The sequence below is a fragment of the Alkalibacterium putridalgicola genome, from assembly GCF_900109825.1.
GTDB lineage: Bacteria > Bacillota > Bacilli > Lactobacillales > Carnobacteriaceae_A > Alkalibacterium > Alkalibacterium putridalgicola.
Map to the genome: position 1 here is coordinate 47202 of NZ_FOBL01000004.1, position 24596 is coordinate 71797.

The 24596-nt window shown below is 45.2% G+C and carries 16 protein-coding genes and 1 riboswitch; of the genes, 15 read left to right on the forward strand and 1 reads right to left on the reverse strand.

The window, feature by feature from the left end:
* The first annotated feature begins 183 nt into the window (after positions 1–183).
* The 8 genes from BMX84_RS02255 (at position 184) to BMX84_RS02290 (ending at position 10308) form a co-directional block, all read left to right on the forward strand.
* A complete protein-coding gene (locus BMX84_RS02255) occupies positions 184–1266 on the forward strand; it encodes a GntR family transcriptional regulator (RefSeq protein ID WP_091486825.1) in 1083 nt (360 codons plus the stop codon).
* Positions 1267–1398: 132 nt separating this feature from the next.
* Positions 1399–2091, forward strand: coding sequence for an L-ribulose-5-phosphate 4-epimerase (locus BMX84_RS02260; protein ID WP_091486828.1), 693 nt, complete (start codon positions 1399–1401; stop codon positions 2089–2091).
* A 27-nt stretch (positions 2092–2118) separates the two neighbouring features.
* Positions 2119–3543, forward strand: a complete 1425-nt coding sequence (araA, locus tag BMX84_RS02265; protein WP_091486831.1) for an L-arabinose isomerase — start codon at positions 2119–2121, stop codon at positions 3541–3543.
* An 83-nt stretch (positions 3544–3626) separates the two neighbouring features.
* Entirely contained in the window at positions 3627–5216 is a 1590-nt protein-coding gene (locus BMX84_RS02270) for a xylulokinase (protein WP_091486917.1), read from the forward strand.
* A gap of 13 nt (positions 5217–5229) precedes the next feature.
* Entirely contained in the window at positions 5230–5442 is a 213-nt protein-coding gene (locus tag BMX84_RS02275) for a hypothetical protein (protein WP_091486834.1), read from the forward strand.
* Positions 5443–5521: 79 nt separating this feature from the next.
* Positions 5522–7483, forward strand: coding sequence for a glycoside hydrolase family 127 protein (locus BMX84_RS02280; protein WP_091486837.1), 1962 nt, complete (start codon positions 5522–5524; stop codon positions 7481–7483).
* A complete protein-coding gene (locus tag BMX84_RS02285) occupies positions 7476–8747 on the forward strand; it encodes a glycoside hydrolase family 27 protein (RefSeq protein WP_091486839.1) in 1272 nt (423 codons plus the stop codon). Before BMX84_RS02280 ends, BMX84_RS02285 begins: the two co-directional genes overlap by 8 nt.
* A 22-nt stretch (positions 8748–8769) precedes the next feature.
* Entirely contained in the window at positions 8770–10308 is a 1539-nt protein-coding gene (locus tag BMX84_RS02290; RefSeq protein ID WP_091486843.1) for a glycoside hydrolase family 43 protein, read from the forward strand.
* Between the two features lie 548 nt (positions 10309–10856).
* On the opposite strand, the gene BMX84_RS02295 is transcribed toward BMX84_RS02290, so the two are convergent.
* The gene (locus tag BMX84_RS02295; protein WP_091486845.1) at positions 10857–11498 is read right to left on the reverse strand and encodes a pentapeptide repeat-containing protein; all 642 of its coding nucleotides are present in this window, start codon (positions 11496–11498) and stop codon (positions 10857–10859) included.
* 194 nt (positions 11499–11692) lie between these two features.
* On the opposite strand from BMX84_RS02295, the gene BMX84_RS02300 reads away from it, so the two are divergent.
* From BMX84_RS02300 to BMX84_RS02330, 7 genes are all read left to right on the forward strand, one after another.
* Positions 11693–14971, forward strand: a complete 3279-nt coding sequence (locus BMX84_RS02300) for a DEAD/DEAH box helicase (protein WP_091486847.1) — start codon at positions 11693–11695, stop codon at positions 14969–14971.
* A gap of 491 nt (positions 14972–15462) precedes the next feature.
* A complete protein-coding gene (gene miaA / locus BMX84_RS02305; protein ID WP_307723339.1) occupies positions 15463–16398 on the forward strand; it encodes a tRNA (adenosine(37)-N6)-dimethylallyltransferase MiaA in 936 nt (311 codons plus the stop codon).
* Positions 16399–17634 carry a GTPase HflX gene (gene hflX, locus BMX84_RS02310; RefSeq protein WP_091486853.1) on the forward strand — a complete coding sequence of 412 codons (1236 nt, stop codon included), beginning with the start codon at positions 16399–16401 and terminating at the stop codon, positions 17632–17634. It begins immediately after the preceding gene.
* A 341-nt stretch (positions 17635–17975) separates the two neighbouring features.
* Positions 17976–18060, forward strand: a riboswitch (cyclic di-GMP riboswitch).
* A gap of 67 nt (positions 18061–18127) precedes the next feature.
* Positions 18128–18649 carry a hypothetical protein gene (locus BMX84_RS02315; protein WP_091486856.1) on the forward strand — a complete coding sequence of 174 codons (522 nt, stop codon included), beginning with the start codon at positions 18128–18130 and terminating at the stop codon, positions 18647–18649.
* Between the two features lie 18 nt (positions 18650–18667).
* Positions 18668–19831: a DUF5667 domain-containing protein gene (locus BMX84_RS02320; RefSeq protein ID WP_091486859.1), complete on the forward strand. Its 1164-nt coding sequence runs from the start codon at positions 18668–18670 to the stop codon at positions 19829–19831.
* Positions 19832–20072: 241 nt separating this feature from the next.
* Positions 20073–22136 (forward strand): methyl-accepting chemotaxis protein, encoded by a 2064-nt coding sequence (locus BMX84_RS02325; protein ID WP_091486861.1) that lies wholly within the window; start codon positions 20073–20075, stop codon positions 22134–22136.
* Between the two features lie 144 nt (positions 22137–22280).
* Entirely contained in the window at positions 22281–24593 is a 2313-nt protein-coding gene (locus BMX84_RS02330; RefSeq protein ID WP_091486864.1) for a methyl-accepting chemotaxis protein, read from the forward strand.
* The last annotated feature ends 3 nt before the right edge of the window (positions 24594–24596 follow it).

Here is a 24596-nt window from a genome sequence, read left to right on the forward strand (position 1 = left end):
AGATAAGAGTTAGTATCAACAGGTGATCCCATTTTAAAACCGAAATCATTATCATTCCCTCTTTATCGATAATTGATTTCGGTTTTTTTATTTCAAATTGTCTTTATACAGATAATTAGGTAAACTGTATGTAACCCTTATCAAAAATAGGAAATGAATTTTAATTGTGAGGAATTTGTAGATATGAATAAGCCGGCTAAGTACATCGTCATAAAAAATGATATAAAAAAGGCAATAGAAAAGGAAGATTACGTTTTAGGAACCAAGATACCTTCGGAAGCTGAACTAAGAGCCAAGTATCAAGTCAGCCGACATACGATCCGTCAGGCTATTGCAGAACTGGTCAATGATGGATATCTTCTTAAGCAGCAGGGATCAGGGACATTTGTGAGTGATCAATACAAAACGCAGATAAAGCCGAACGGTAAAAAGAAGATAGGCGTCATTACCACTTATCTTTCGGATTATATCTTTCCTTCAATAATAAGAGGGATCGAAGAGGAACTGTCCAAACATGATTATTCTCTGATGCTCTCGAGTACACGCAACAATGTGAATAATGAACGGTCAAACCTGGAAAATATGATCGCCCAAAATGTTGATGGACTGATCGTCGAGCCTACAAAAAGTAATCTGATGAACCCGAACTTGAATTACTATTTAAGTCTAGCTGAAAAACATACACCACTGGTGATGCTGAATGCCGGTTATGATGAATTGGATTTGCCTGTGATCGCACTTGATGATATAAAAGCGGGGATGCTGGCAACAAATCACCTGATAGAATTGGGACACACAAAAATCGGTATGATCATAAAAGCGGATGACCTGCAGGGGAAAAACCGTCTGAAGGGGTATATAAAAGCTTTGCAGCAGGCAGGCTTGTCTTTTAACAGTGAACATATTTTGAGATATGATACTGAGAGCAAACCTTTTATATCTGATAAAATTCGTCCTCTTTTAAATTCTGATGATATCCCGACTGCATTTGTAGCTTATAACGACGAAATAGCTGTGACATTGATACATGATATTCATGCAGCAGGGAAAAGCTGTCCAGATGATTTTTCTATTGTGAGTCATGACAACAGTTTCTATAGTACATTATTACCAACGGTCAAGCTGACATCTGTCAATCATCCAAAAGAAGAACTCGGGCGGGCTGCAGCAAAATGGATCGTTGATGCTGTCGAAGGTAAAAAAAGCAATAAATCGATCATATTCGAACCGGAACTGGTTGTCCGGAATTCCACCAAGCACTTATAATTTTAAGTGCTTTTTTTGTATTGAAATATGCAAGTTACCGATTGACATGTACGTACCTTTAAGGTAAACTTAAATTGGAATGAAAACAGTTACATAAAGAGGATATGTAATCTATCAAGAGGAGAATGTTCAGTGCTTGAAAAATTAAAGCAAGACGTTTACGAAGCTAATATGGCTTTACCTAAACATGGACTGGTCGTCTTTACCTGGGGCAACGTGAGTGGTGTAGACCGTGAAAAAGAACTTGTCGTGATCAAACCAAGCGGTGTGGATTACGATGAGCTGTCACCAGAAAATATGGTGGTGGTCGATTTCGACGGCAATTTGGTTGAAGGAGATCTCAAACCATCGAGCGATACGGCTACACACATTGAACTTTATAAAAACTTTAAAGATATCGGAGGAGTTGTCCATACTCACTCACCATGGGCAGTCAGTTTTGCTCAAGCGGGTGTTGATCTACCTGCAGCTGGGACGACCCATGCCGATTACTTTTATGGAGATATCCCGGTCACTCGAGCTATGAAACAGGCTGAGATCGAGACAGAATACGAAAAAGAAACAGGCTCAGTCATCGTTGAGACCTTCAAAGAACGCAACATCGAGCCGAACCAGATCCCAGGTGTTTTAGTAAACGACCATGGACCTTTCACGTGGGGAACGGATCCGGCGAATGCCGTCTATAATTCAGTTGTCCTGGAGCAGGTCGCTCAGATGACGTACCACGGGATGCAGCTGAAAGGTGAGTCGGTTCGCATGGATCAGACGCTTTTAGACAAGCATTACTTAAGAAAACATGGTGAAAACGCTTATTACGGACAATAAAAATTTAGAAGATTAGGATGTGCTTATATGTTAACGAGTCAAAAAAGAGAATTCTGGTTTGTCGTTGGAAGTCAGCATTTATACGGACCGGAAGCACTGAATGAAGTCGAAAGTCATGCTAAGGAGATCGTTGATGCGTTGAATGACGAAGGGAACTTCTCATTCCCGATCAAATTTAAAGCGCTTGTAACGACCGCTGATGAAATCAAAAATGTCATGAAAGATGTCAACTATCAGGATGAAGTGGCCGGTGTGATCACATGGATGCATACCTTCTCACCAGCTAAAATGTGGATCCCTGGAACGAAGCTTCTACAAAAGCCGCTTCTGCACCTATCCACTCAGTTCAATAAAGAGATCCCTTGGGAAACGATCGATATGGACTTCATGAACCTGAACCAGAGTGCACACGGGGATAGAGAATATGGCTTCATCAACGCACGTTTGAATATCAAAAATAAAGTTGTCGTAGGACATTATCAGGACGAAGAGGTTCATAAAGAAATGAACAACTGGATGCTTTCAGCTGTTGGCTATGCTGAATCGCAAAACATCAAGGTCGCCCGTTTCGGTGACAACATGCGTAACGTTGCTGTTACAGAAGGCGACAAAGTGGAAGCTGCGATTCAGTTCGGCTGGACTGTTGATTACTTTGGTATCGGAGATCTCGTTGCTGAAATGGACAAAGTGTCTGATGAAGACATCCAGTCTACTTATGATGAGTGTCAGGATCTTTACGACATGACACCTGGCGACAACGAAGCTGACTTTTATGAAGCGCACGTGAAAGAACAAATCAAGATCGAGATCGGTCTGCGTCGCTTCCTTGAAGAGGGCGGCTATACAGCCTTTACGACGAACTTCGAAGACCTGCATGGCATGAAACAGCTCCCTGGTATGGCAGTTCAGCGTCTGAATGCTGAGGGCTACGGCTTTGCCGGCGAAGGTGACTGGAAAACAGCTGCTTTGGACCGCTTAGTTAAAGTTATGGCAAACAACGAATCAACAGGCTTTATGGAAGACTACACATACAATATGGCTAAAGGCAACGAGTATATCGTTCAGTCACATATGCTTGAAGTGGACCCGACCTTTGCAGAAACCAAGCCGCGTGTTGTTGTGAATCCACTAGGTATCGGTGACAAAGAAGATCCCGCTCGTCTCGTCTTTGACGGCAAAGCAGGCGAAGGCTTCACAATCTCCATGCTAGACCTAGGCACTCACTACAGACTCATGGTGAATACATTTGAAGCTGTGACGCCGGAAGAAGAAGCACCAAACCTTCCTGTGGCACGTGTGATCTGGAAACCAAATCCTGACTTCAAGACCAGCATCAAGAAATGGATCGAAGCAGGCGGCGGGCATCATACAGTTGCGACTTTGGCACTGGATCCTGAAGTTATTCTGGACTGGGCTCAAATGGTCGATTTGGAAACAGTCGTTATCGATTAATAGAAATCTATCAGAAATAGGAGATGTTCATGAGAGCATCTCCCATTTCTAGTATCTACTATGTTGAAGCAAAGGATGAGAGTATGGCAACAGAAAAGAATATCCAAGGAAAAAAAGTACTAGGTATCGAATTCGGCTCGACCCGGATCAAAGCAGTATTGATCGATGATCGTTATGAGCCCTTGGTCAGTGGTGCCCATGAATGGGAAAACCACCTGATCGACGGCTTCTGGACATACGGTATCGATGAGGTATGGTCCGGCCTGCAGGCTGCTTATAAAGAACTGGCAGAGGCTTATAAAGAGTCATATGGGGAACCGCTGAGCGAGATCGATGCGATCGGATTTTCGGGCATGATGCATGGTTATTTGGCTTTTGATAAAAATGAAAGCCTTTTAGTTCCGTTTAGAACCTGGAGAAATACTACGACAGAAGAAGCTGCGAGCCAGCTGACTGAACTGTTTGCATTCAATATCCCGCAGCGCTGGAGCATTTCCCACCTTTACCAGGCGATGCTGAATAATGAAGACCACGTCAAAGACATCGATTTCGTCACGACTTTAGCTGGCTATGTGCACTGGAAACTGACAGGTGAAAAAGTCCTTGGTGTAGGCGAAGCCTCAGGCATGTTTCCTATAGACAGCGAGACCGGTCAGTTTGACGAAAAACGCGTTCAGCAGTTCGAAGAAAAAACCGCAAGTTATGACAAAGACTGGAAACTTTTAGATGTATTTCCTAAAGTCCTGACGGCTGGCGAATCAGCCGGTCAGCTGACTGCAGAAGGCGCTAAGTTACTGGATCCTTCTGGTGATCTGAACCCTGCTAGTCTGTTATGCCCACCTGAAGGTGATGCCGGAACAGGGATGGCAGCGACGAATAGTGTCGCAGAAAGAACAGGTAACGTATCTGCTGGGACATCAGTCTTCTCCATGATCGTGCTGGAAGAAGCTTTGAACGACTATTACACTGAAATCGATATGGTGACGACTCCTGCAGGTAAACCGACTGCGATGGTGCACTGCAATAACTTTACGACTGATATCAATACCTGGGCCCGTTTGTTTAAAGAACTCGTTGATTCGTTAAGTCTTGACGTAACATCTGAAAAACTCTTTACCACGTTATTCAATAAAGCGATGGAAGCAGATGATGACAACGGTCAGTTGATGAGCATCAACTACTATTCCGGCGAACCGATCACCGGTTTTGAAGAAGGGCGCCCGCTGTTCCTGCAGATGCCGGACAGTAACCTGAACCTAGCTAATTTCATGCGTACGCATATCTACTCTGCACTAGCGACTTTGAAAATCGGCATGGATATCCTGACGAAAAAAGAAGATGTGTCTGTGGACCAGCTTCTTGGTCATGGCGGCTTCTTCAAGACGAAAGAGGTAGGTCAGCAATTGATGGCAGATGCTCTGGACGTTTCTGTATCAGTTATGGAAAGTGCTGGCGAAGGCGGACCATGGGGCATGGCGCTATTGGCTTCCTACATGGTCAACAAAGGGGCAGATGAGTCACTGGAAACGTATCTCACAGAGAAAGTATTCAGCAGTCAGGAAGCTTCCAGTCTGGATCCGACAGAAAAGGGCAAGGGAAATTTTTCAGCCTTCATGAAACGTTATGAAAAGATGCTTGAAGTGGAAGAAACAGCCGTTAAAAAAATGAAGTAAAGGAGGAAAAATTATGCAGAATGATCCAATGCAAAGCACTACACACCCTATAACAAGCAAGCCTGATCCAAAAGATGAGGATACGAAAAAAGATTCAGGCTTACCCAAAAAAGATGATGAAGATTTTGCACAAGATGAAAGCAGACCGGAAGACTATGAAAAATTCGATATAGATAAAGTTGATGAACTCGAAAAGTCTAAAAAGGAAGATAAATCCAAAAAGTGATTAAAGTAAGAGGTGTGGCTCATGAGGTCAAGTTGACAACTCATTTTATTTCTGCACCTCTTTTTTTAAGGAGAGGAATATGAAAACACATATAAACGATTCATTCTGGCAGAGATATATTCAATTGATCCGAACAGAGATGATCCCTTATCAGTGGCGTGTCCTGAATGATGAAGCAGGGATAGCCATAGATAAAGAACGGGACGACGACAACATTCCTTCTGATAAAAGCAATGCGATAGAGAACTTAAAGATCGCTGCCGGACAGAAAGAAGGTCATCATTATGGTTACCTGTTTCAGGACACGGATGTCTATAAGTGGCTGGAGTCGGCTGCGAATACTTATGCAATAAAACCTGATGAAAAACTGAAGAGTATGATGGATGATGTGGCTGTGCTTATAGAAGAAGCTCAGGAAGATGATGGATATATCAGTACATATTATCAGATCGACGCACCGGAACAGAAATTCAGACGCTTATTTGAGAGCCATGAACTTTACAGTGCCGGACATTTAATCGAAGCATCTGTCGCATACTACAAGGCAACTGGTGAGGACCGGCTGATCAGCGTATCAAAAAAACTTGTCGTGTGTATACAAAATGCTTTTGGACCTGAAGAAGGCAAGATCCACGGTGCAGATGGCCATCAGGAGATCGAGTTAGCCTTGGTCCGTTTGTATGAAGTGACGGGCGATCAGTCTTATCTGGATTTAAGTGAGTGGTTTCTGGAGATTCGCGGACAGGATCCTGACTTTTACCAGAAGCAGCTGGATGAGAATAAAAAGATGGGCATCAGACATGAAAAGACCTGGGGCATCGATCCTGTTTACCTGCAGGCCCATAAACCTGTTCCCGAACAGGAAGAGGCAGTGGGCCATGCTGTCAGACTTGTTTATATGGCCACAGCGATGGCGGAAGTCGCTTATCACAATAAAAACCAAAAATTACTGAAGGCAGCCAAAAGCCTTTGGAAAAGTATCGTGACAAAACGACTGTATATAACGGGAGGCATCGGCTCAACTGTACATGGCGAAGCCTTTACGTTCGACTATGACTTGCCTAATGACACGATGTACTGTGAAACCTGTGCCTCGATCGGTCTGATGTTTTTTGCCCGTGCCATGATGAAAAACGAAGTGGATGCAGAATATGCGGACATTATGGAGCGCGCTTTGTATAACACGGTCATCAGTGGAATGGCACTTGATGGGAAGCACTTTTTCTATGTGAATCCTTTGGAAGTGGATCCCAAGTCAAGTAAAAGGGATCCGGGCAAGAGTCATGTGAAACCGACACGTCCATCATGGTTCGGGTGTGCCTGCTGCCCGCCGAATCTGGCTCGCACGCTTACATCACTCGACCGCTATATTGCTTCAACAACGACGGATTCCTTATCCGTCCACTTATACATGGGGATGGAAGGCACGTATGAGCTGGAAGATCAGATGATCAAACTGAAACAGACGACTCAAATGCCTTACGAAGGAGAAGTGACGCTGGAGATAAAAGAAGTTGTGCATCCATTCACTCTAAGGTTACGCATACCTTCCTGGGCAGAAGATTTTAAGCTCAAGGTGAACGATATACCAATCGAAATAGAACGTTCAGACGGGTATGCGATGATTGAAATAACTTCTGATGCAACACTGTCCCTTACTTTTGCCATGCCCGTGCTGGAATGGCAGTCACATCCGCTAGTCAAAGAAGATAAAGGTAAAGTGGCCGTTCAGAGAGGTCCTTTCGTCTACTGTATCGAGGAAGAAGACAATGAAGCGCTTCTGCATCTTTACACGCTGGCAGATAAGCCTGAACCTAAATTTAGTGAATATGAGAGGCTCGGAGACTTCGTGGCTCTGGAAGGAACAGCAGAGAAAATCCTTATTGATGATTCCTGGTCAGGTGTTCTTTATAAAGCAGGCATCAAGAAGCAGAGGACAGAAATGAAAAAACTGACGTTCATTCCTTACCATTTGTGGGCCAATCGTTCTACAGGAGAAATGCGTGTCTGGGTAGACAGAAAGCAGGGAAAAGATGTATAAGTTTAGAACTTGGGCTAAGACCCCTCCCAAAGGCTGGAACAGCTGGGATAGTTACGGAGCTTCAGTCACGGAAAAAGAAGTCAGACAACATGCGGAATATATGGAAAAATACTTGAAAGATTATGGCTGGGAATTTGTGGTGGTCGATATCCAATGGTATGAACCGACCGCCGATTCCAGCATCTACCATGCCTATGCCGATCTGGAAATGGATGAGTTTTCGCGTCTGCGCCCGGCAGCGAATCGCTTTCCCTCGTCAGAAGAGGATAGGTGCTTTAAACCCTTAGGAGATTACATCCATTCATTAGGCTTGAAATTCGGGATCCATATCATGAGAGGCATTCCAAGGCAGGCCGTTCATAAAAATACTGCTATAAAAGGAACAGATTTAAGGGCAAGGGATATCGTTCAGCCAAATTCGATTTGTCCATGGAATACCGATATGTATGGTGTGGACACGACAAAACCGGGCGCGAAAGAGTACTATCAGTCGCTGATCGAACTCTATACCGAGTGGGGCGTGGACTTCATCAAGGTGGATGACATCGCCGACTCGAAACTCTATGGGGCTCATTTAGCTGAGATCGCCTTACTTAGAGAAGTTATCGACGAATCAGGTCGTGAAATCGTTTTGAGTCTGTCACCCGGACCGGCATCATTGGAACATGGTGCTTACCTTGAAAAACATGCGAATATGTGGCGTCTGACAGATGACTACTGGGATAACTGGGCGCAGCTTCGTGACATGTTCGACCGCTGTCAGAAGTGGGCATCTTTCGTTGGGGAAGGGACTTGGCCGGACTGCGACATGCTGCCGATGGGCCACCTGGGCATTCGTTCAGTGGATGGAGGAGGAAGCGACCGGCTTACCCGATTTACCAAAGATGAACAGGAAACCATGATGACACTGTGGTCGCTTTTCCGATCGCCCCTCTTTTTCGGCGGCGAGCTGACGGACCTTGATGAATGGACACTGCATCTTCTGCAGAATGAAAGGCTTATCGAAATTCATTCAAACGGGCGAAATCCGGAAGAGGTTTATCGGGATAGTGAATTCATTGTATGGAAGACTGAAACCGACTCAAACCGATGGCTGGCTGTGTTCAATGTTTCTGATGAAAAAGCAGAATCTGAGAGGATCAGTGAGAAGCTGGCCAACATCGTTTCAATAAGTAAGCACGATATTACTGTAAGTAAAGATACGCCTGCCAAAGATGGAAGCAATACAATACCGGCACATGGTGTCGTCTTGTTCAATTATTAATCTCATAAAGGAGTTCACTTAAATGTCTACATTTACCAATCCGATTTTAAAAGGTTTTTCACCCGATCCGTCTGTCTGTGCAGTAGGCGAGGATTATTATCTTGTCACTTCCACCTTCAGTTATTTCCCGGGAGTGCCGATCTACCATAGTAAAGATCTGGTCAACTGGAAACAGATCGGCAATATCCTGGACCGGAAAGAGCAGCTGCCTTTGGAAGGGGCCGGCCATTCCAGGGGGATCTTTGCGCCGACACTACGTTATCACAATGGTATGTTTTACATGATCACAACGAACGTGGATCACGGCGGGAACTTTATCGTGACAGCTGAAAAGCCTGAAGGACCATGGTCTGATCCCTACTGGCTAAAGGATGCGCCCGGTATCGATCCGAGTCTGTTCTTTGATGATGACGGGAAATGCTACTATACCGGTACACGTCCGAATCCTGAAGGACCTAAATACAATGGGGACTGGGAAGTCTGGCTGCAGGAACTTGATCTGGAGACCATGCAGCTGACAGGTGTCAGCACGAAAATATGGGCCGGAGCGATGAAGAATGCTATCTGGCCGGAAGGTCCGCATCTTTACAAGAAAGACGGCTACTATTACGTGATGATCGCTGAAGGCGGCACCGGTTATAACCATTCCATCACCATTGCGCGCAGTGAAAGAATCGATGGTCATTATGAAGGCTATAAAAACAATCCGATATTGACTCACCGCCACTTAGGGAAGGCATTTCCCGTGCATAATGTGGGGCATGGCGATTTGGTCGAGACGCCAGATGGCCAGTGGTTTCTCACATGTCTGGCGAGCCGTATCTTTGATGGGTACAGTAATCTGGGGCGGGAAACCTTCCTGGCAAAAGTCGAATGGGAAGACGGCTGGCCGGTCGTCAATCCAGGTATCGGCCGACTCCTGGCAGAGCAGGAACATTCTTTGCCGATGGTTCCAGTCGAACAGCAGGAGCAGTATGACTTGTCAGAAGACAGTCCGGCCTTTATGTATCTGAGACATCCTCAAATGGAAAACTATGACCGAAAAAGCAGAGCCGGCTGGCTGAGACTGCACGCCACGTCTGAGACGCTTAAGGATCTTTCATCACCGACTTATCTGGGTCTTCGTCAGCAGGCCATGAACTACACGCTGACGACTCAGCTTGATGCGAGTTCCTTGGCCAATGATAAAGCGGAAGTCGGACTGGCAGTAGTTCAGAATGACCGGTATGCGATCCGTCTGGTCGCTTCTCCCTTTGAAGAAGGCTTTACTGTTCGGATGATCACCACCATCGACGGAGTGGATGAAGTGGTTGGAGAAGTGACCGGTATGGGTGCGCTTCTGGAGTTATCTTTCATCGGCGAAGGGCAGCAGGTCAAAGCGCTGGTTAAAGATATTGAAAGCGGCAGAGAAGACACCGTTGCGGAAAATATCGACACGCATTACTTGAGTACAGAAGTCGCCGGCGGTTTTGTCGGCTGTACGATGGGACTGTATGTCACTTCTGATAATAAGGGCGATTACGCTGACTTCAACTGGCTTGAACAGAAAATAACTAAATAAGTAAAACCAGGAGACATCGATTGATTTAATCGTTGTCTCCTGGTTTTTCATTAATAAGGTTTGAGATGACCATACTCGCCAGTCGGGGCGAGTATGACCCACTTTGAAAAGCAAACGCTCACTCAGAGTATGATCGTACCTTCAGTACAACATTTTTAGATGAGAAATATTTACTTAGAGTCCAATCACACCATCAGTAAGACATATTCAGTCGAAAAACGACCACTCATACAGCGTTATAGGTCCGATTGCTACAATACTGTCTAGGAAATGTTCACTCACGAGTTGATAAGACGTTCAGTGAGCATTTTTATCACCCATATGTCGCACTCGCAAGCAGAAAAGAAGATGAGTGAACAGTATTGTCACGGAAAGTGTTCACTGACGAGTAGATGAGACGCTCAGTGAGCATTTTTGTCCCCCGAATGTCGCACTCGCAAGCTGAGAAGAAGATGAGTGAACAGTATTGTCACGGAAAGTGTTCACTGACCCCAGATAAGACAGTGAGCGGGACATTCCGCTGTAAAACTTAGGGCAGCGTCAGGACATCACTCATCTCTGATCTCCATACCCATCAGCTCCATAAATGCCAAAGCCTGTGACTGGCTGACGACGGCACCTTTCAATGCGTCCAGCTCGATGGAAAGAGAATCGAAGGTCGACGTGCTGATGTCGACGCCTTTAAGTGACGTACGGGTGAACCGGGACTCGTTCAGAAGACATTCTCTAAAGAGAATGTCCGTCCACTTAAGCTCTAAAAAATCAGCTTCGTTCAACCGTGACTTGCTGAATTCGCACACCTTCAGTGAGCTGAAGCCGAAACTGCAGAGATCCATGACACAGTCGTCAAAAAGCACGTGTTCCAGTTTGGAATCGTTGAACAGTGTTCCGTTCAGTCGACACTCTTTAAAAGTGACTTGTTTAAATATCGCATGAGAAAACACCGCATTGATGAACTGGCACTTTTCAAAGATGACATCTCTGAAATAGCCTTCTTCCAGATCGACTGCTTCAAATTGAACATTGATGAAGCGGACCGTTTTGAACTCCAGACGGCGAATGTCATGCATCGGGACGACACAATCCCTGATCTCCACATATTCGATGTAGGGATCTTCCAGGTCAAAACTGTCATCAAAGGTCTGCTGGTCCAGGTGTTTAGGTACTTGAGGATCGACGCGTTTTTTCATATGTAACCGCTCCTTTAATAAGAATTATAGCATGCCGAATGGTTTAATTATAAGAATATAGAAAGATTTTTCTATTTCCGGCAAATCTTTGTTATAATAGATAGATGAACTTTTGACGTCTAACGACAGAAACGTTTTTATTTATATAGCAGCATTTTTCAACAAATTATAGGTTAAAGGACTGACAAAACCTTATGAAAAAACAAACCTTTCCGGAAATGACACTGACGAGTCTGGCAAGTAATTATCCGACTTTTCTGCAGGGTAAAGAACTTTATAAAAAAGGAAAAGTAACGAATCTGAAAGCCGATGAGAAGAACAATACCATTCAGACGTCTGTGGAAGATAAACAGCTCCAGACTGTCCATCTGCGCTTTTACCCGAACGGCGTGGCGCGCAAGTATCACTGTACATGTAAGGCCTTTGAAAAAAATACGGGGGCCTGCCGACATGTCGTGGCTTCGATGATGCACCTGAATGACCTGGATGCCGATGACTTGACAGCGGAGTCGACGGCCGCCAAAAATGCGTCTCAGGGATCGATGTTCTCGTATAAAAAGAGTGAAAAAGCGATCAATGCGCTGATCCATTTTTCGAAAAAAGAGATCTCCCGTCAGACGGATATCCTTTACAAGCAGCCGGTTTATGTGGAGTATATGCTGAATGTCAGCGGGACGAAAGCCAATCCTGTGTACGAACTGTACTTTAAAATGGGCAAGGATTATCTGTATGTCATCAAGAACAGCTCACAGCTCATCGACGATATCGTGAACGAAGAGGATATCGTGTTTGGGAAGAACTTCACCTTTAATACCGAAGACTATGCTCTGATGCCGGAAGACAAGAAGGTTTTTGACCGCTTGAGCGAGATCCAGACGGTCATCAAATCAGTGCTTCCGATGGGGTACGAGAACCAGTTTCTCAACAAGGACAGTTTCACTCTGCCGCCATCTTATATCAAAGAGATCCTGTCTCTCCTGGATAAAACGATGGGTGCCTTTGTGCGTTTCGGCCGTCCGCCAAGACAGCTGTCTCAGGCTGATAGAGGCGAAGCGCTGATGATCGAAGATGATCTGTCTCAGCTTAATCTGTCCTTCAGCATCGATAAGATCGACAATCTGTTCCACTTTAAACTCACAGAGGCAACGACCAATATCCAGGGCATGTCGTTTCATGATCAGGCTAAAATGGTCGAATATAAGCATGCCTTCTACTTTTTTGAATCACCGCATTACGAACTGATCAAACAGATCATTGAAGGGCTCAAGGAATCGGGTTCGGATACTTTGGTCATGCGCCGAAAAGAACTGGAGACCTTCCTTTCAGTGACCTTGAGTCAGCTTAAACAGATCGTCGATGTCACGATGGATGAAGAGATCCAGTCACTGCTGTATCAGGCGCCGTTTGAAGCGCAGCTGTATATGGATACACAGAATGATAATCTCTTGATCCGACCGGTCTTTACGTACGGGAACGTCACGATTTACCCGCTTGAAGAAGCCGTGTCTGACAGTGATGATTCTATCGTTGTCCGACAGTGGGCAGAAGAATCAAAAGTCCTCGGGCTTTTATTCGAAGAGATCCCGCTGCCGGCTCGTAAAGGGGACATGTGGGAGCTGACGCAGACAGACACGATCAGTAACTTTCTGTATGATGCCTTGCCGGCTTTAGCGGACTATATGGAGATTTTCCTGTCCCAGTCGGCGCGCGGGTTGCTTTACAGTCCGTCTCGTCAGCCGAAGATCACGATGGAGATGCGCGAGTCGTCTAATCTCCTGGATATCTCCTTTGATACGGAAGACATTTCCACAGACGAACTGAAAGACCTGCTCAAAGAACTTGAGAAGAATCAGTCGTATTATAGACTTTCCAGCGGTCAGATCGTCAACCTGAAAGACCCGGCATTTCAGGCGATGCGACGTGCCACGAACTCACTGGATCTGGAAGATGACGAGATCGAAAAAGACATGACGGTTTCGGTGTTCCAGGGACTGTCAGCGCTGGAAGAAGACACGATCCAGACTGGGAAACGATTCAAGGAACTCGTCAAGCAGCTGTTTACTCCTGAAGATCTGGCATTTGAACTGCCGAAGAAACTGAACGCGCATATGCGTCCGTATCAGGTGACCGGATTCAAATGGCTGAAGAGCCTGGATCATTACGGCTTCGGCGGGGTCCTGGCCGATGATATGGGACTGGGTAAAACGATCCAGACCATTGCATTTATCCAGTCAAAAATCGAACAGGAAGATGGCAAATATCTGATCATCTGTCCGTCAAGTGTGCTGTTCAACTGGCAGCACGAATGGGACAAATTCGTTCCCGACACAGATACGATCATTATTTCAGGCAGCAAGGAAGAGCGTGAAGCCAAGCGTCAGGAAGCGATCGACAAGAACATTTCTGTTTGGATCACCAGTTATCCGCTTATCCAGCGGGATTCCGATCTGTATGAAGAAGACGTCTTTAAAACCATTATCCTGGACGAATCACAGAATGTGAAAAACAGTGCCGCCAAGACGACCAAAGCAGTGAAACGACTGAACTCGGAAACGAAAGTGGCGCTTTCGGGGACACCGATCGAAAACCATCTCGGTGAACTGTGGTCACTCTTTACGATCATTCAGCCGGGTCTTTTCAGAAACAAAAAGGCCTTCCAGTCGATGGAACACGAGCGGATCGCGGCGAAGATCAAGCCGTTTATCCTCCGACGACTCAAGCGTGATGTACTGGACGACTTGCCTGAAAAAACAGAGACGACGGAATATATCGAACTCTCCGAAGGGCAGAAACGTCTGTATCAGACTCAGCGTGCGGCCATCAAGCAGGAACTGAAAGAGCTTGTCGATGCTGATACGCTGCGTTCCAACCGCATCAAAGTGCTGGCGGGCATGACGCGCCTCCGTCAAATCTGCTGTGATCCGAGACTGATCATGCCGGATTATGAAGGCGAATCCTCCAAACTGGAACGTCTGATGGAATACCTGGAAGAAGCCAGAGAAAACGGCAAGCGCGTCGTCCTGTTCTCCCAGTTCACGTCGATGCTTAAGATCATCCGCGAACGTCTGGACAAGATCGATGTGGATTACCACTATCTGGACGGCCAGACTAAAAACGAACAGCGTCTGGAACTGACGACCCGCTTCAATACAGGCGAGAAAGACTTGTTCCTGATCTCGCTGAAAGCCGGCGGTACAGGGCTGAACCTGACGGGTGGCGATACTGTTATCCTCTTTGACTCCTGGTGGAACCCGGCGATCGAAGACCAGGCAGCTGACCGTGTCCACCGTTTCGGACAGAAGAAATCGGTCCAGATCATCCGCTTCATCACCACAGGGACCATTGAAGAACGTATCAATGACCTGCAGGCGAAGAAGCGCGAGCTGATCGACTCGGTGATCACCAAAGGCAACAAAGAGTCCGTCACCAGTCTGTCGACAGAAGAGATTCTGGAACTGCTTTACGAAGACTAAACGTATTTAAAAAAATAATCAATTACGACAAGACTGCCTGACGCGTTTAGACTAAACGCGTCAGGCAGTTTTTTTATAGGATTATAAGGCAGATGTCGGCATTCCGGCCGACATCACCTTTATCAAGAGCTTTTTTACTGGCTACTTAAACTAGAGAGGAAATGAGCGGGTAGAAGAAAAAAGGATTCGTCCATCTGAGTGTGAGACAAGACGTGAGCGGCTAATAAAGAGAGGGTGTTCTGCCCGTTCGCTGTTAAATACGTTATGGCAATCATGAAATCCCCCTTGTAGTGCCCGCTCAGAGCCTAAGAAATTCTCAGTTTGAACCAGAAGCCACTTCTAATGCCGACCGATTTTTAAAACTTAAGTGAGCGGGCAATACATCTAAACAAATCAGTATAAAAAAGATCAAATCTGTCAGTGGATGTCTTTTATCATCCCGGCTGCTCTATGCTATACTGGATAGGAGAGCGAATGAGTGGAGGATTTATGTGAAAGATAAGATAATCGTAATTGTAGGCCCTACAGCGGTAGGAAAAACGCAGTTAGGCATCGACCTGGCAAAGGCCTTTGACGGTGAAGTCATCAATGGTGATTCGATGCAGGTCTACAAAGGACTGGATATTGGGACCGCCAAAGTGACAGAAGAAGAGAAGGACGGTATCCCGCATCATCTGATCGATATCAAGTCACCAGAAGATTCGTATGCCGTGTCGGATTTCAAACTGGATGCCGGAGAAAAAATCCATGAGATAACTAAAAGAGGGAAGCTCCCTATCGTGGTCGGCGGGACCGGCTTATATATCGAGTCGCTGCTTTATAACGTCAGTCACGGGGGAAAAGCTGAACCGAATCCCGACTTCAGGGAAGAGATGGACCGCTTTGTCCGTGAAAACGGACGGGAAGCTTTGCATCAGAAACTTCAAGATAAAGACCTCAAAGCAGCAGAAGCCATTCACCAGAACAATGTGAGGCGAGTGATCCGTGCCCTTGAAGTGATTCATGAAACAGGGAAGAAATTTTCCGACTATCAGGATGAAAAGAAAAAAGAACCGGTGTATGATGCCTATGTCATCGGCCTTAACACTGATCGCGACGTCCTGTATGACCGCATCAATATGCGAGTCGATCTGATGCTGGAGAACGGTCTGCTTCAGGAAGTGACGTGGCTGTATAAGAATTATCCTGGTAATATCCAGAGCAAGAAAGGGATCGGCTATAAAGAGTTCAGACCGTTTCTGGAAGGCCGTCAGCCACTGGTGGAAGCGGTGGAACAGGTCAAGCAGCATTCAAGGAATTATGCCAAGCGCCAGCTGACCTGGTTCAGGAACCGCTTTGAAGTGAACCAGTGGGCGGACCTGGTCAAAGAGCCGGAAAGTTTACAAGAAGTAAAAGCGAACATCCAAAAATTTACAGAGGGTGATTAAGTGGACGAAGAAAAAGTATATGAAAAAGTCATTATCGTTGGGATCGAAAAGCAGCATGAAGAAGAGGCTTTCCAGTATTCCTTTGACGAACTGGAACAGCTTGTTGAAAATGCCGGTGGGAAAGTTGTGGCCCGACTGTCTCAAAAACGCGAGCGGCCGGATCACAAGACCGTGATCGGTAAAGGGAAAGTCAACGAACTCAAGAACCTGGTCGAAGAACTGGACGTTCAGACCGTCGTCTTCAACCAGGAGCTGTCGCCGAGTCATGTCAGGAACATCCAGGAAGTCATTGAAACAAAAGTCATCGACCGCATCCAGGTCATCTTGGATATCTTTGCCCTGCGAGCCAGAAGCAAAGAAGGCCGGCTGCAGGTGGAACTGGCTCAGCTTTCTTATATCCTGCCGCGCCTGGCCGGGCAGGGTGTCAATATGTCCAGGCTCGGTGCCGGGATCGGGACGCGTGGACCCGGTGAAACGAAACTGGAGACGGACCGCCGTCATATCCAGCGCCAGATGACCGACATCAAACGCGAATTGAAGAAATTCGCCGCCCACCGGGAACGTAGCCGTGAGCAGCGCAAGAACAGCAATGTGTTTCAGATCGGCCTGATCGGCTACACCAATGCCGGCAAGTCGACCGTCTTGAACCAGCTGACAGAAGCCGATACCTATGAGAAAAACCAGCTGTTTGCGACCCTGGATCCTTTGACGCGCAAGTTCGAACTGCCGTCTGGGATGCAGGTGACGATCACAGATACCGTTGGCTTTATCCAGGACCTGCCGACCCAATTGATCGAAGCGTTCAAGTCGACACTGGAAGAATCTAAAGATGTGGACTTGCTGCTTCATGTGATCGATGCTTCGGCAGACAATCTGAAAGCGCACGAGCAGACGGTGCTGTCTCTGCTGAAGGAACTCGACATGGCCGACATCCCGACCCTGCATGTCTACAACAAGCGGGATCTTGTGGAAGGCCCCGTGCCGTCCACGCTTTATCCGAATATTGTCATCTCGGCCCAGGACGAAGAGGATGTCGATGCTTTGCGCGACAAACTGGAAGCTGAAATGAAGAAGAACATGCGGCACTATCAGCTGGAGATCGAAAGCCACCGTGGGGACCAGCTCATCGAACTGCGGCAGCAGACCTTGCTGGAACGTCAGCTGTTCGATGAAGAGAAGCAGGTCTATTTCGTGGAAGGCTACGCCAAGCCGGAATCCAAATGGGTCGATCAGTAAGAGAGCGTACCTAAACGATCCAGAAGACAGCAAGAGCTTGTCTTCTGGATCGTTTTATTTTTTGGGAAATACTCCGATGGCTATTTATATTTAAGATATGAATATTACTGTGATTTATTTATAATCATTCAGTTTAAATTAATCAAAAGTTTGTCTTTTTAGACTGTTTTTATGGGAAAAGTATTCAAGATGTAGAAAAAACAGTTTCTATACACATTGAGCTCTGTTAAACTGAATTTATGAATATTCTATGAAGAGTATTCGCGTTTTCTCATTTACTTATTTTTATGCACAGTAAAGTCGATGGGAAACACCATTACATAGGATCGGTACACAACATTAATCGAAAAAGGCAAACCGTCTGAAAAGTCGGGACGCAAAGCTACAGGGGCTAAGGATGAAAGTCTATGTCTGCCAGTTGCCGTTATACAAGTGCACACTCTTGTAAACGGGAGTGTGCTGTTTTTATTTAGAAGGGAGGTTTACATAAAACGTGTCTTTAAAGAAGAAAATCATTCCACTTGTTTTTTTAGTATTTGCTTTGACGTTAGTCGGCTGCGGTGATGACATTCCGGCTGATACGAAAGCAGAGAATACTGTCCAGAATGATGTAGTAGAGGAAAGTGACAGCCTTTACACTAATGATGAACGAGGGATAAGTATTTCGCCTAACATGGAATGGCAGTTTGAGTCTGAAAGTAAATCAGATAATCTGAATATTGTTTTAAAGCATAACAAACTAAAAGCTATCGTCTCATCTGTTTCCCCGACTCGATCCTTTGAAGATATAAAAAAAGAATTGATGAAGGGATCTGGAGATGTAGCTGTGCTTTCTGATGAAGCTGATTACTTATCATACCAGTCCAAATTGAAAAAGGCTGTCAGAACAGATGTCTATTTCAGAGAACATAATGACGAGCAGAATGTCATTATGATTTTTATGTCATCATCAGAGAACTATCAGGAAAATCAGGAGAAGATAGAAAGTTTAGTGAGTCACACTGAATTAAATTAATTAAATAGGAGACGTGGAATGATGAAAAAAAGAATTGCAAGCCTCGTTTTAGGTACAACGCTGATCGTTGGTGGAGGCCAAGTCCTGGCAGCTGAATCGGAAGAAGTTGTCAGCCCGGATTCAGAACTATATGAGACTACGCGTGTCATGGAAGAAGTCGAGTATGAACTCACAGAAGGCACTGCAGATAAAGCGTTGCTTCAGGACCAGTTTGCAAATGAACGACTAATTGAGTCTGAACTGGCTCTGGAAGATGGCGATGTTGAAAAAGCGGAAGAACTTCTGGAAGAAGCGAATGAAAGCAGCGATCAGGCTGAAAGTTACCTGGAAGAAGCGCTAGAGTCTGAGGATGAATCAGCGGAAGAAGTTGAAAAGACACTATCTGAAAGTCTTGAAGAACGCACAACTAAAATGCGTACGTTACTGGAACGTGAAGACCTTCCTGAAACAGCCAAAATCGGTATTTCCAACGCATTGAAACACGTTGAAAGTATAGTCAAACGTGCTGAAGAACGTCTTGTCCTTGAAACGAAACTTGCCTCAGGTGAATTGACAGAGGAAGAGTTTGAAAGTGAAATGAAAGGGATCAATGAGACGTTTAAAGCTGAAGCCAAGAAAAATAAAGCAGAGGCAAAAGCGTTGAGAAAAGAAATTAAAAACAAGCGTAAAGCCAGTGTGAAAGCTGTAGAGTTAGAGGAAAGCGAAGAGCTTGCAGACGAAACTGAAGAAGAATCTATAGAATTAGCTGAAGAAGCTGAAGAACGCGCTGAAGAGGAGAGTGAAGAAGTTCTAGAACGAGAAGAAGAGGAAAAGGAAGAAGCTGAAGAACGTGCTGAAAAACGTGCTGAAAAAGCAAGAGAAAAAGCTTTAGAACGAGAAGAAAAAGCAAACGAGAAAGCTGAAAAAGAACGTGAGAAAGCAAAAGAACGAGAAGAAAAAGCTGAAGAGAAAAGACAGCAAGAATTAGAAAAAGCCGAGGAAATGAGAGAGAAAGAACTGGAAAAAGCGGCTGAACGCGAGGAAAAAGCTCGAGAAAAGGCTGAGAAACGTAACGAAAAAGCACGTAAAAGAGCAGAAGAAAAACGAGAAGATGACGATGAAGAAGATGTCGATGATCTAGAAGACGAAGCAGATTCTGAAGACGTCGAAGATGAACAAGAAGATGAGGAAGACGAAGACTAAGCATTAAGTATGATGGTACACTAACTGTTTAAAGGTAGCGGCAGAGGATAATATCCTTCCGCTGCCTTTTTATATATTTATTTTCCATATTTATATCAGGTGTTGAACCGTTTCGAGCATGGATTATCTAAACATGAACAATCTTTGAACTTTTTTCACTAAATATGCTTTTTTACCTTAATCCCTATAGTTGAATGCCGATAATAGTATAGGTATAGATAAAATCGAAAGAAGGAAAAGTATGAAAGTATCAAACCGATTTAAAAGAAAAAAAGCAAAAAAAAGAAATAAAACGATACGAACACGATTTATATTGTTGTTCACAAGCATCGTATTTATTCCGATCGTGATCGTTTCTGTTGCCCTCTTTCTTCGAATGGAGAAGGCTGTGACTCAGAGGGTCATGACTGAACAGCGAGATGCGACAAGCGGGGTCGTGGAGATTTTTGAAAGTATTAAAAGTGAGGCGAACAACTCACTTGCTGCTCTTTCAGAAGTGCCTGATGTGAAGAATGCGGCTGGTGGAGAAGATAGAGATGACCTTCAACAGCTCATATCAACGATTCAGGCAGCCTCCGAATACATAAGCGACGTGTTCATCTACTTGCCGGAATCTCAAACACTGTCTACAAGAGAAACAGAGGCCGTTTTAGAATCAACGGATGAGTGGCTGGAGGAAACTCTGTCAGCGGATGGGGAGATCGTTTATTCCCAACCCTATTCTGATGTCGTGACGAGTGCGACGACGATGGCTGCGACGATGGAAATCGAACAATCCAACGGTGAAACAAGTATCTTAGGTGTTCAGTTAGATATGGGAAGTATTGCCCAGGTAGTAGATAATAAACGTATTGGTGAAACAGGTCATCCTTTTGTCATTACAGATAGAGGATACTGGCAGTTCACTCAAGATGCGTCCCGGGCAGGCCTGGATCTCACTCAGGATCCTCTCTTTTTAGATGCAACAGAGGAGACCGGGGAACTGTTCAATGATCTGAATGGACAATCGTACCCTATCTATTATGAACGGGTCCCGGACATGAACCTTATAGTTTATGGACATGTAACAGCTGATGAAATTGCCACAGAAAGAGCGGTCTTCATGGAGAGTGCATCACGGGTCATCGTACTTAGTATCATAGGAGCGATAATTATTGCCCTCTTCTTCTCCAACTATCTGGTTCAAGTAACGCGGACCATTCAGTATGCCTTAGGAGATCTGCAGCAGGGGAAACTGAAGACACGCCTGACTTCTTATAAGAACAAAAAGAAAAATCCTAAAAAAATCAATAAGAAGAAATTGAATTCTTTTAAAGAGAATGGAGATGAACTCCATCAAATCGGGTTGAGTTTTAATCAGTCCCTGACGACCATCGACGGTGCCGTCACCGATATCAAAAGACGGTCAAAATCAGTTGATGATATGGCTTCAGATCTATCAGAAATTACTGAACAGACCAAGCGGGCGACAGAAGAAGTGTCAGAAGCGATCCAAACGATCGCCCATTCTTCCAGTCTTCAAACGAAAGACACAAGAGAGACCGTTTCTCAGATGGATGAACTGGCGGAATATGTTACAGCCATATCAGAAAATATGCAGGAAGTCGGCAAACATGCGGATCAGACAGTGATTTCTTTGGGTGAGAACGATCAGAACATGAATCAAGTCAATCATACATGGGATCAGACGGTCCATTCAGTAAATGATTTAAAAAGAGATATTGGTTCAGTAGATGAAAAAGTTCAAGATGTCGAGAGTATATTAAGAGCCATTCAAAACATATCGGAACAAACCAATCTGCTCGCCTTGAATGCCTCTATTGAAGCGGCGCGGGCTGGAGAAGCAGGGAAGGGATTTTCTGTTGTGGCAGAAGAGATCCGGAAGCTGGCTGATAAAAGTCATCAGTCTTCTGACATGATCGCCGGACTGATCAGTGAGATCCAGAGTGAATCTTCTGTCATGGTGAATACACTAGATAGAGTACTGGCAGACAGCAGTAAACAGACGAGTTCATTGACAAAAGTGACTAAAACGAATGATGATATTTCACTTAAGATCCAGGAGCTGGCTGTTCATATCAGCAAATCGCTGGAACTGGCGCGCTCTGTCGAAGATAAGAAAAGCCAAGTCGTTCAGTCGTTAGATAAGATAGAGACTGCGGCTGAATCAAATGCTGCATCGACTGAAGAAGTATCTGCGAACTCAGAGGAAATATTGGCGTCCATGGAGGAGTTTTCAGCCTCGATCGAACAGCTTAAAATGCTCGCCGGCAACTTGAGAGATGCAACGAACCATTTTTCATAATCAAGAAAGTCCCCATTCATTTGGGGGCTTTTTATTTTGTGACAGAAATACGAACAATCACTTTTATGCACTGAAAGCATAAACATTTATACTTTACAGCCGATAGTGAAATTAGTAGAAAACTTTTATTAAAGGAGAAGAGCGATGCAAAAAACTAAAGAACACTTTACGCGTGTCAAAGAACAGCTTAGTTCTGTTAAGTGGCCCAAACTCGAGTTAAGTGGAAAAAAATGGCCGGTCAAAAAGAAAATAGGGGTCAAGAAAGAACATAAGAGCGTTAGAGGTCCCATTGCGGTCAGTCTGATCGTCTTGATGCTCATACCTGTTCTAGGCGCGATGCTTTATACATATACAAGAACCACAGCAATCATAACAGAACGCGTAGAAGCACAGGAACAGCAGATCACGGCAAACCTGGTAAAAAACGTTTCTGAAGCGAGTGTGACTGCAGAAGATATCATCAAGCGACTGGCACTGGATGGTGTCCTTGGTCGTGTCGTGGATGGTGATGAAGCTTCTGCTAAGGAATTAAATACACGTTTCCAGATCATCGTCACCGGTAATCCTTATATCTCAGATGTCCACTTCATCCCTTCAAATCCGGAAAGAGACTTTGTATCGACACTGGCTGTGGTCAGCGGGAGCATAGATCCGGTCGAGATTTTCCCCTGGCTGGAAAACTACGCGGCATCAAGTGGGCTTAACTGGACGGATCCGCATACGTTCAACAACAAACAGCGCCTCACAGTCACTCGTTCTATTGCTAACTTTGGTGAATCAGCAGGCGTCCTGGCCATTGACTTGGATCTGGATGCCATCCGTTTGGAGATCAACGAAACTCAGATCGCCAAGACTGGCTACATCAGTATCCTGAAAGATAACGGAGACGTGATCGCTTCTTCCAAACCGGAAATCGTTGGCGAAAACATGTCCTCTTATGACTTCTTCAAAGAGTCTATGGAGGAAGAAGAGGTACAGACAAACGGCATTGTAGACATCGATTCTATCGGGCAGATCGATTCTTCCAAGATGGTCTTTGATAAAGAAATCAACAACAGACAGTTTGGCATCTATTATGATCGCATACCGAACCTTGGCCTGAATGTTTATGGCATGGTCAGCGGAGATGAAATGGCTGCTGAAACGTCAACGCTTCAGGGGATCCTCTTATTTGTAACGATATTAACTGTCATTGTTGCTTCAGTTATTGCTTTACTGGCGTCCGGGCTGGTGTCATCGATTTCCGATGCCCTTATGAATGGGTTCAAACGAGTGGAGAAAGGTGATTTGACCGCCCGTTTGAATAAAAATGAATTATTGAACCCGGCAAATAGTTTGATCAAAGGGATTAATAAATGGAATAAAAAACGCGGTAAAAAAGTGGATACTGGCAAAGCTCTTAACCCCAAAGGGAATGAGATCCACCAGATCGGCTTGGCCTTCAACCGAACAATGGAAACATTTGAGAATACAGTTAAAGTGATTCAAGGTAACAGCCATAACGTGTCAAGCATGGCGACGACCCTGACTGAGATAGCCGACCAGACCAGCCGTTCTACTGCTGAAGTGTCTCACACGATCAATGGTGTGGCAGAATCGACTTCGATGCAGACGCAGGATACCGAAGCCACTGCTGCTCAGATGAACGAGCTGTCTAAAGCCCTGAGTGACATAAACGAAGCTGTCGGACAAATGGGACAGCATGCAGACAACACGATGATCGTCAATGGCACGAATTCTTACGCCACACAAGAAGTCAACCAGAAGTGGAATGAGACACTGGACACATTGAATGAACTAAAAGTGAAGATCGAAGATGTAGATACCGATATCCAAAATATCGAAGGTATCGTCAAAGCCATCACAACTATTGCTTCAAAGACAAACCTGCTGGCATTAAATGCTTCCATTGAAGCAGCGCGTGCGGGAGATGCAGGACGCGGTTTTGCTGTCGTAGCCGATGAAATCAGAAAGCTGGCTGAGCAAAGTGCGACGTCTTCAAAAGATATTCAATCCATTATCGGAGACATTCAAGTGAAGTCCTCTGACATGGTCGAACACTTAGATGAAACAAATGACGATAGTAAAGTGCAGACAGAAAAAATTCAGGAAGCGATCAAAGCATCTGAAAATGTGGCGCTGTCACTTGAACAGCTGGTATCCAGCATGCTGGTCGTTCAAAGATCATCAGCTGTCATCAACGAGAAGAAAGAAGAAGTGGTGGCTCAGCTGGAAAGCATCGCTGCTGGTGCCCAGGAAAATTCTGCCGGGACAGAGCAGGTCTCTGCGAATGCGGAAGAGATCCTGGCAACGATGGAAGACTTTACCACACACATCAATCGTCTGGAGAATGTCGCTCAAACGCTGAAAGCCTCAGCTGAACAGTTTATGATCAGTCAGGAAGAAGCGGATACTGAAAGCACACCTTCAGGGGGAATGGAACCAGAATTTGCGTAATCA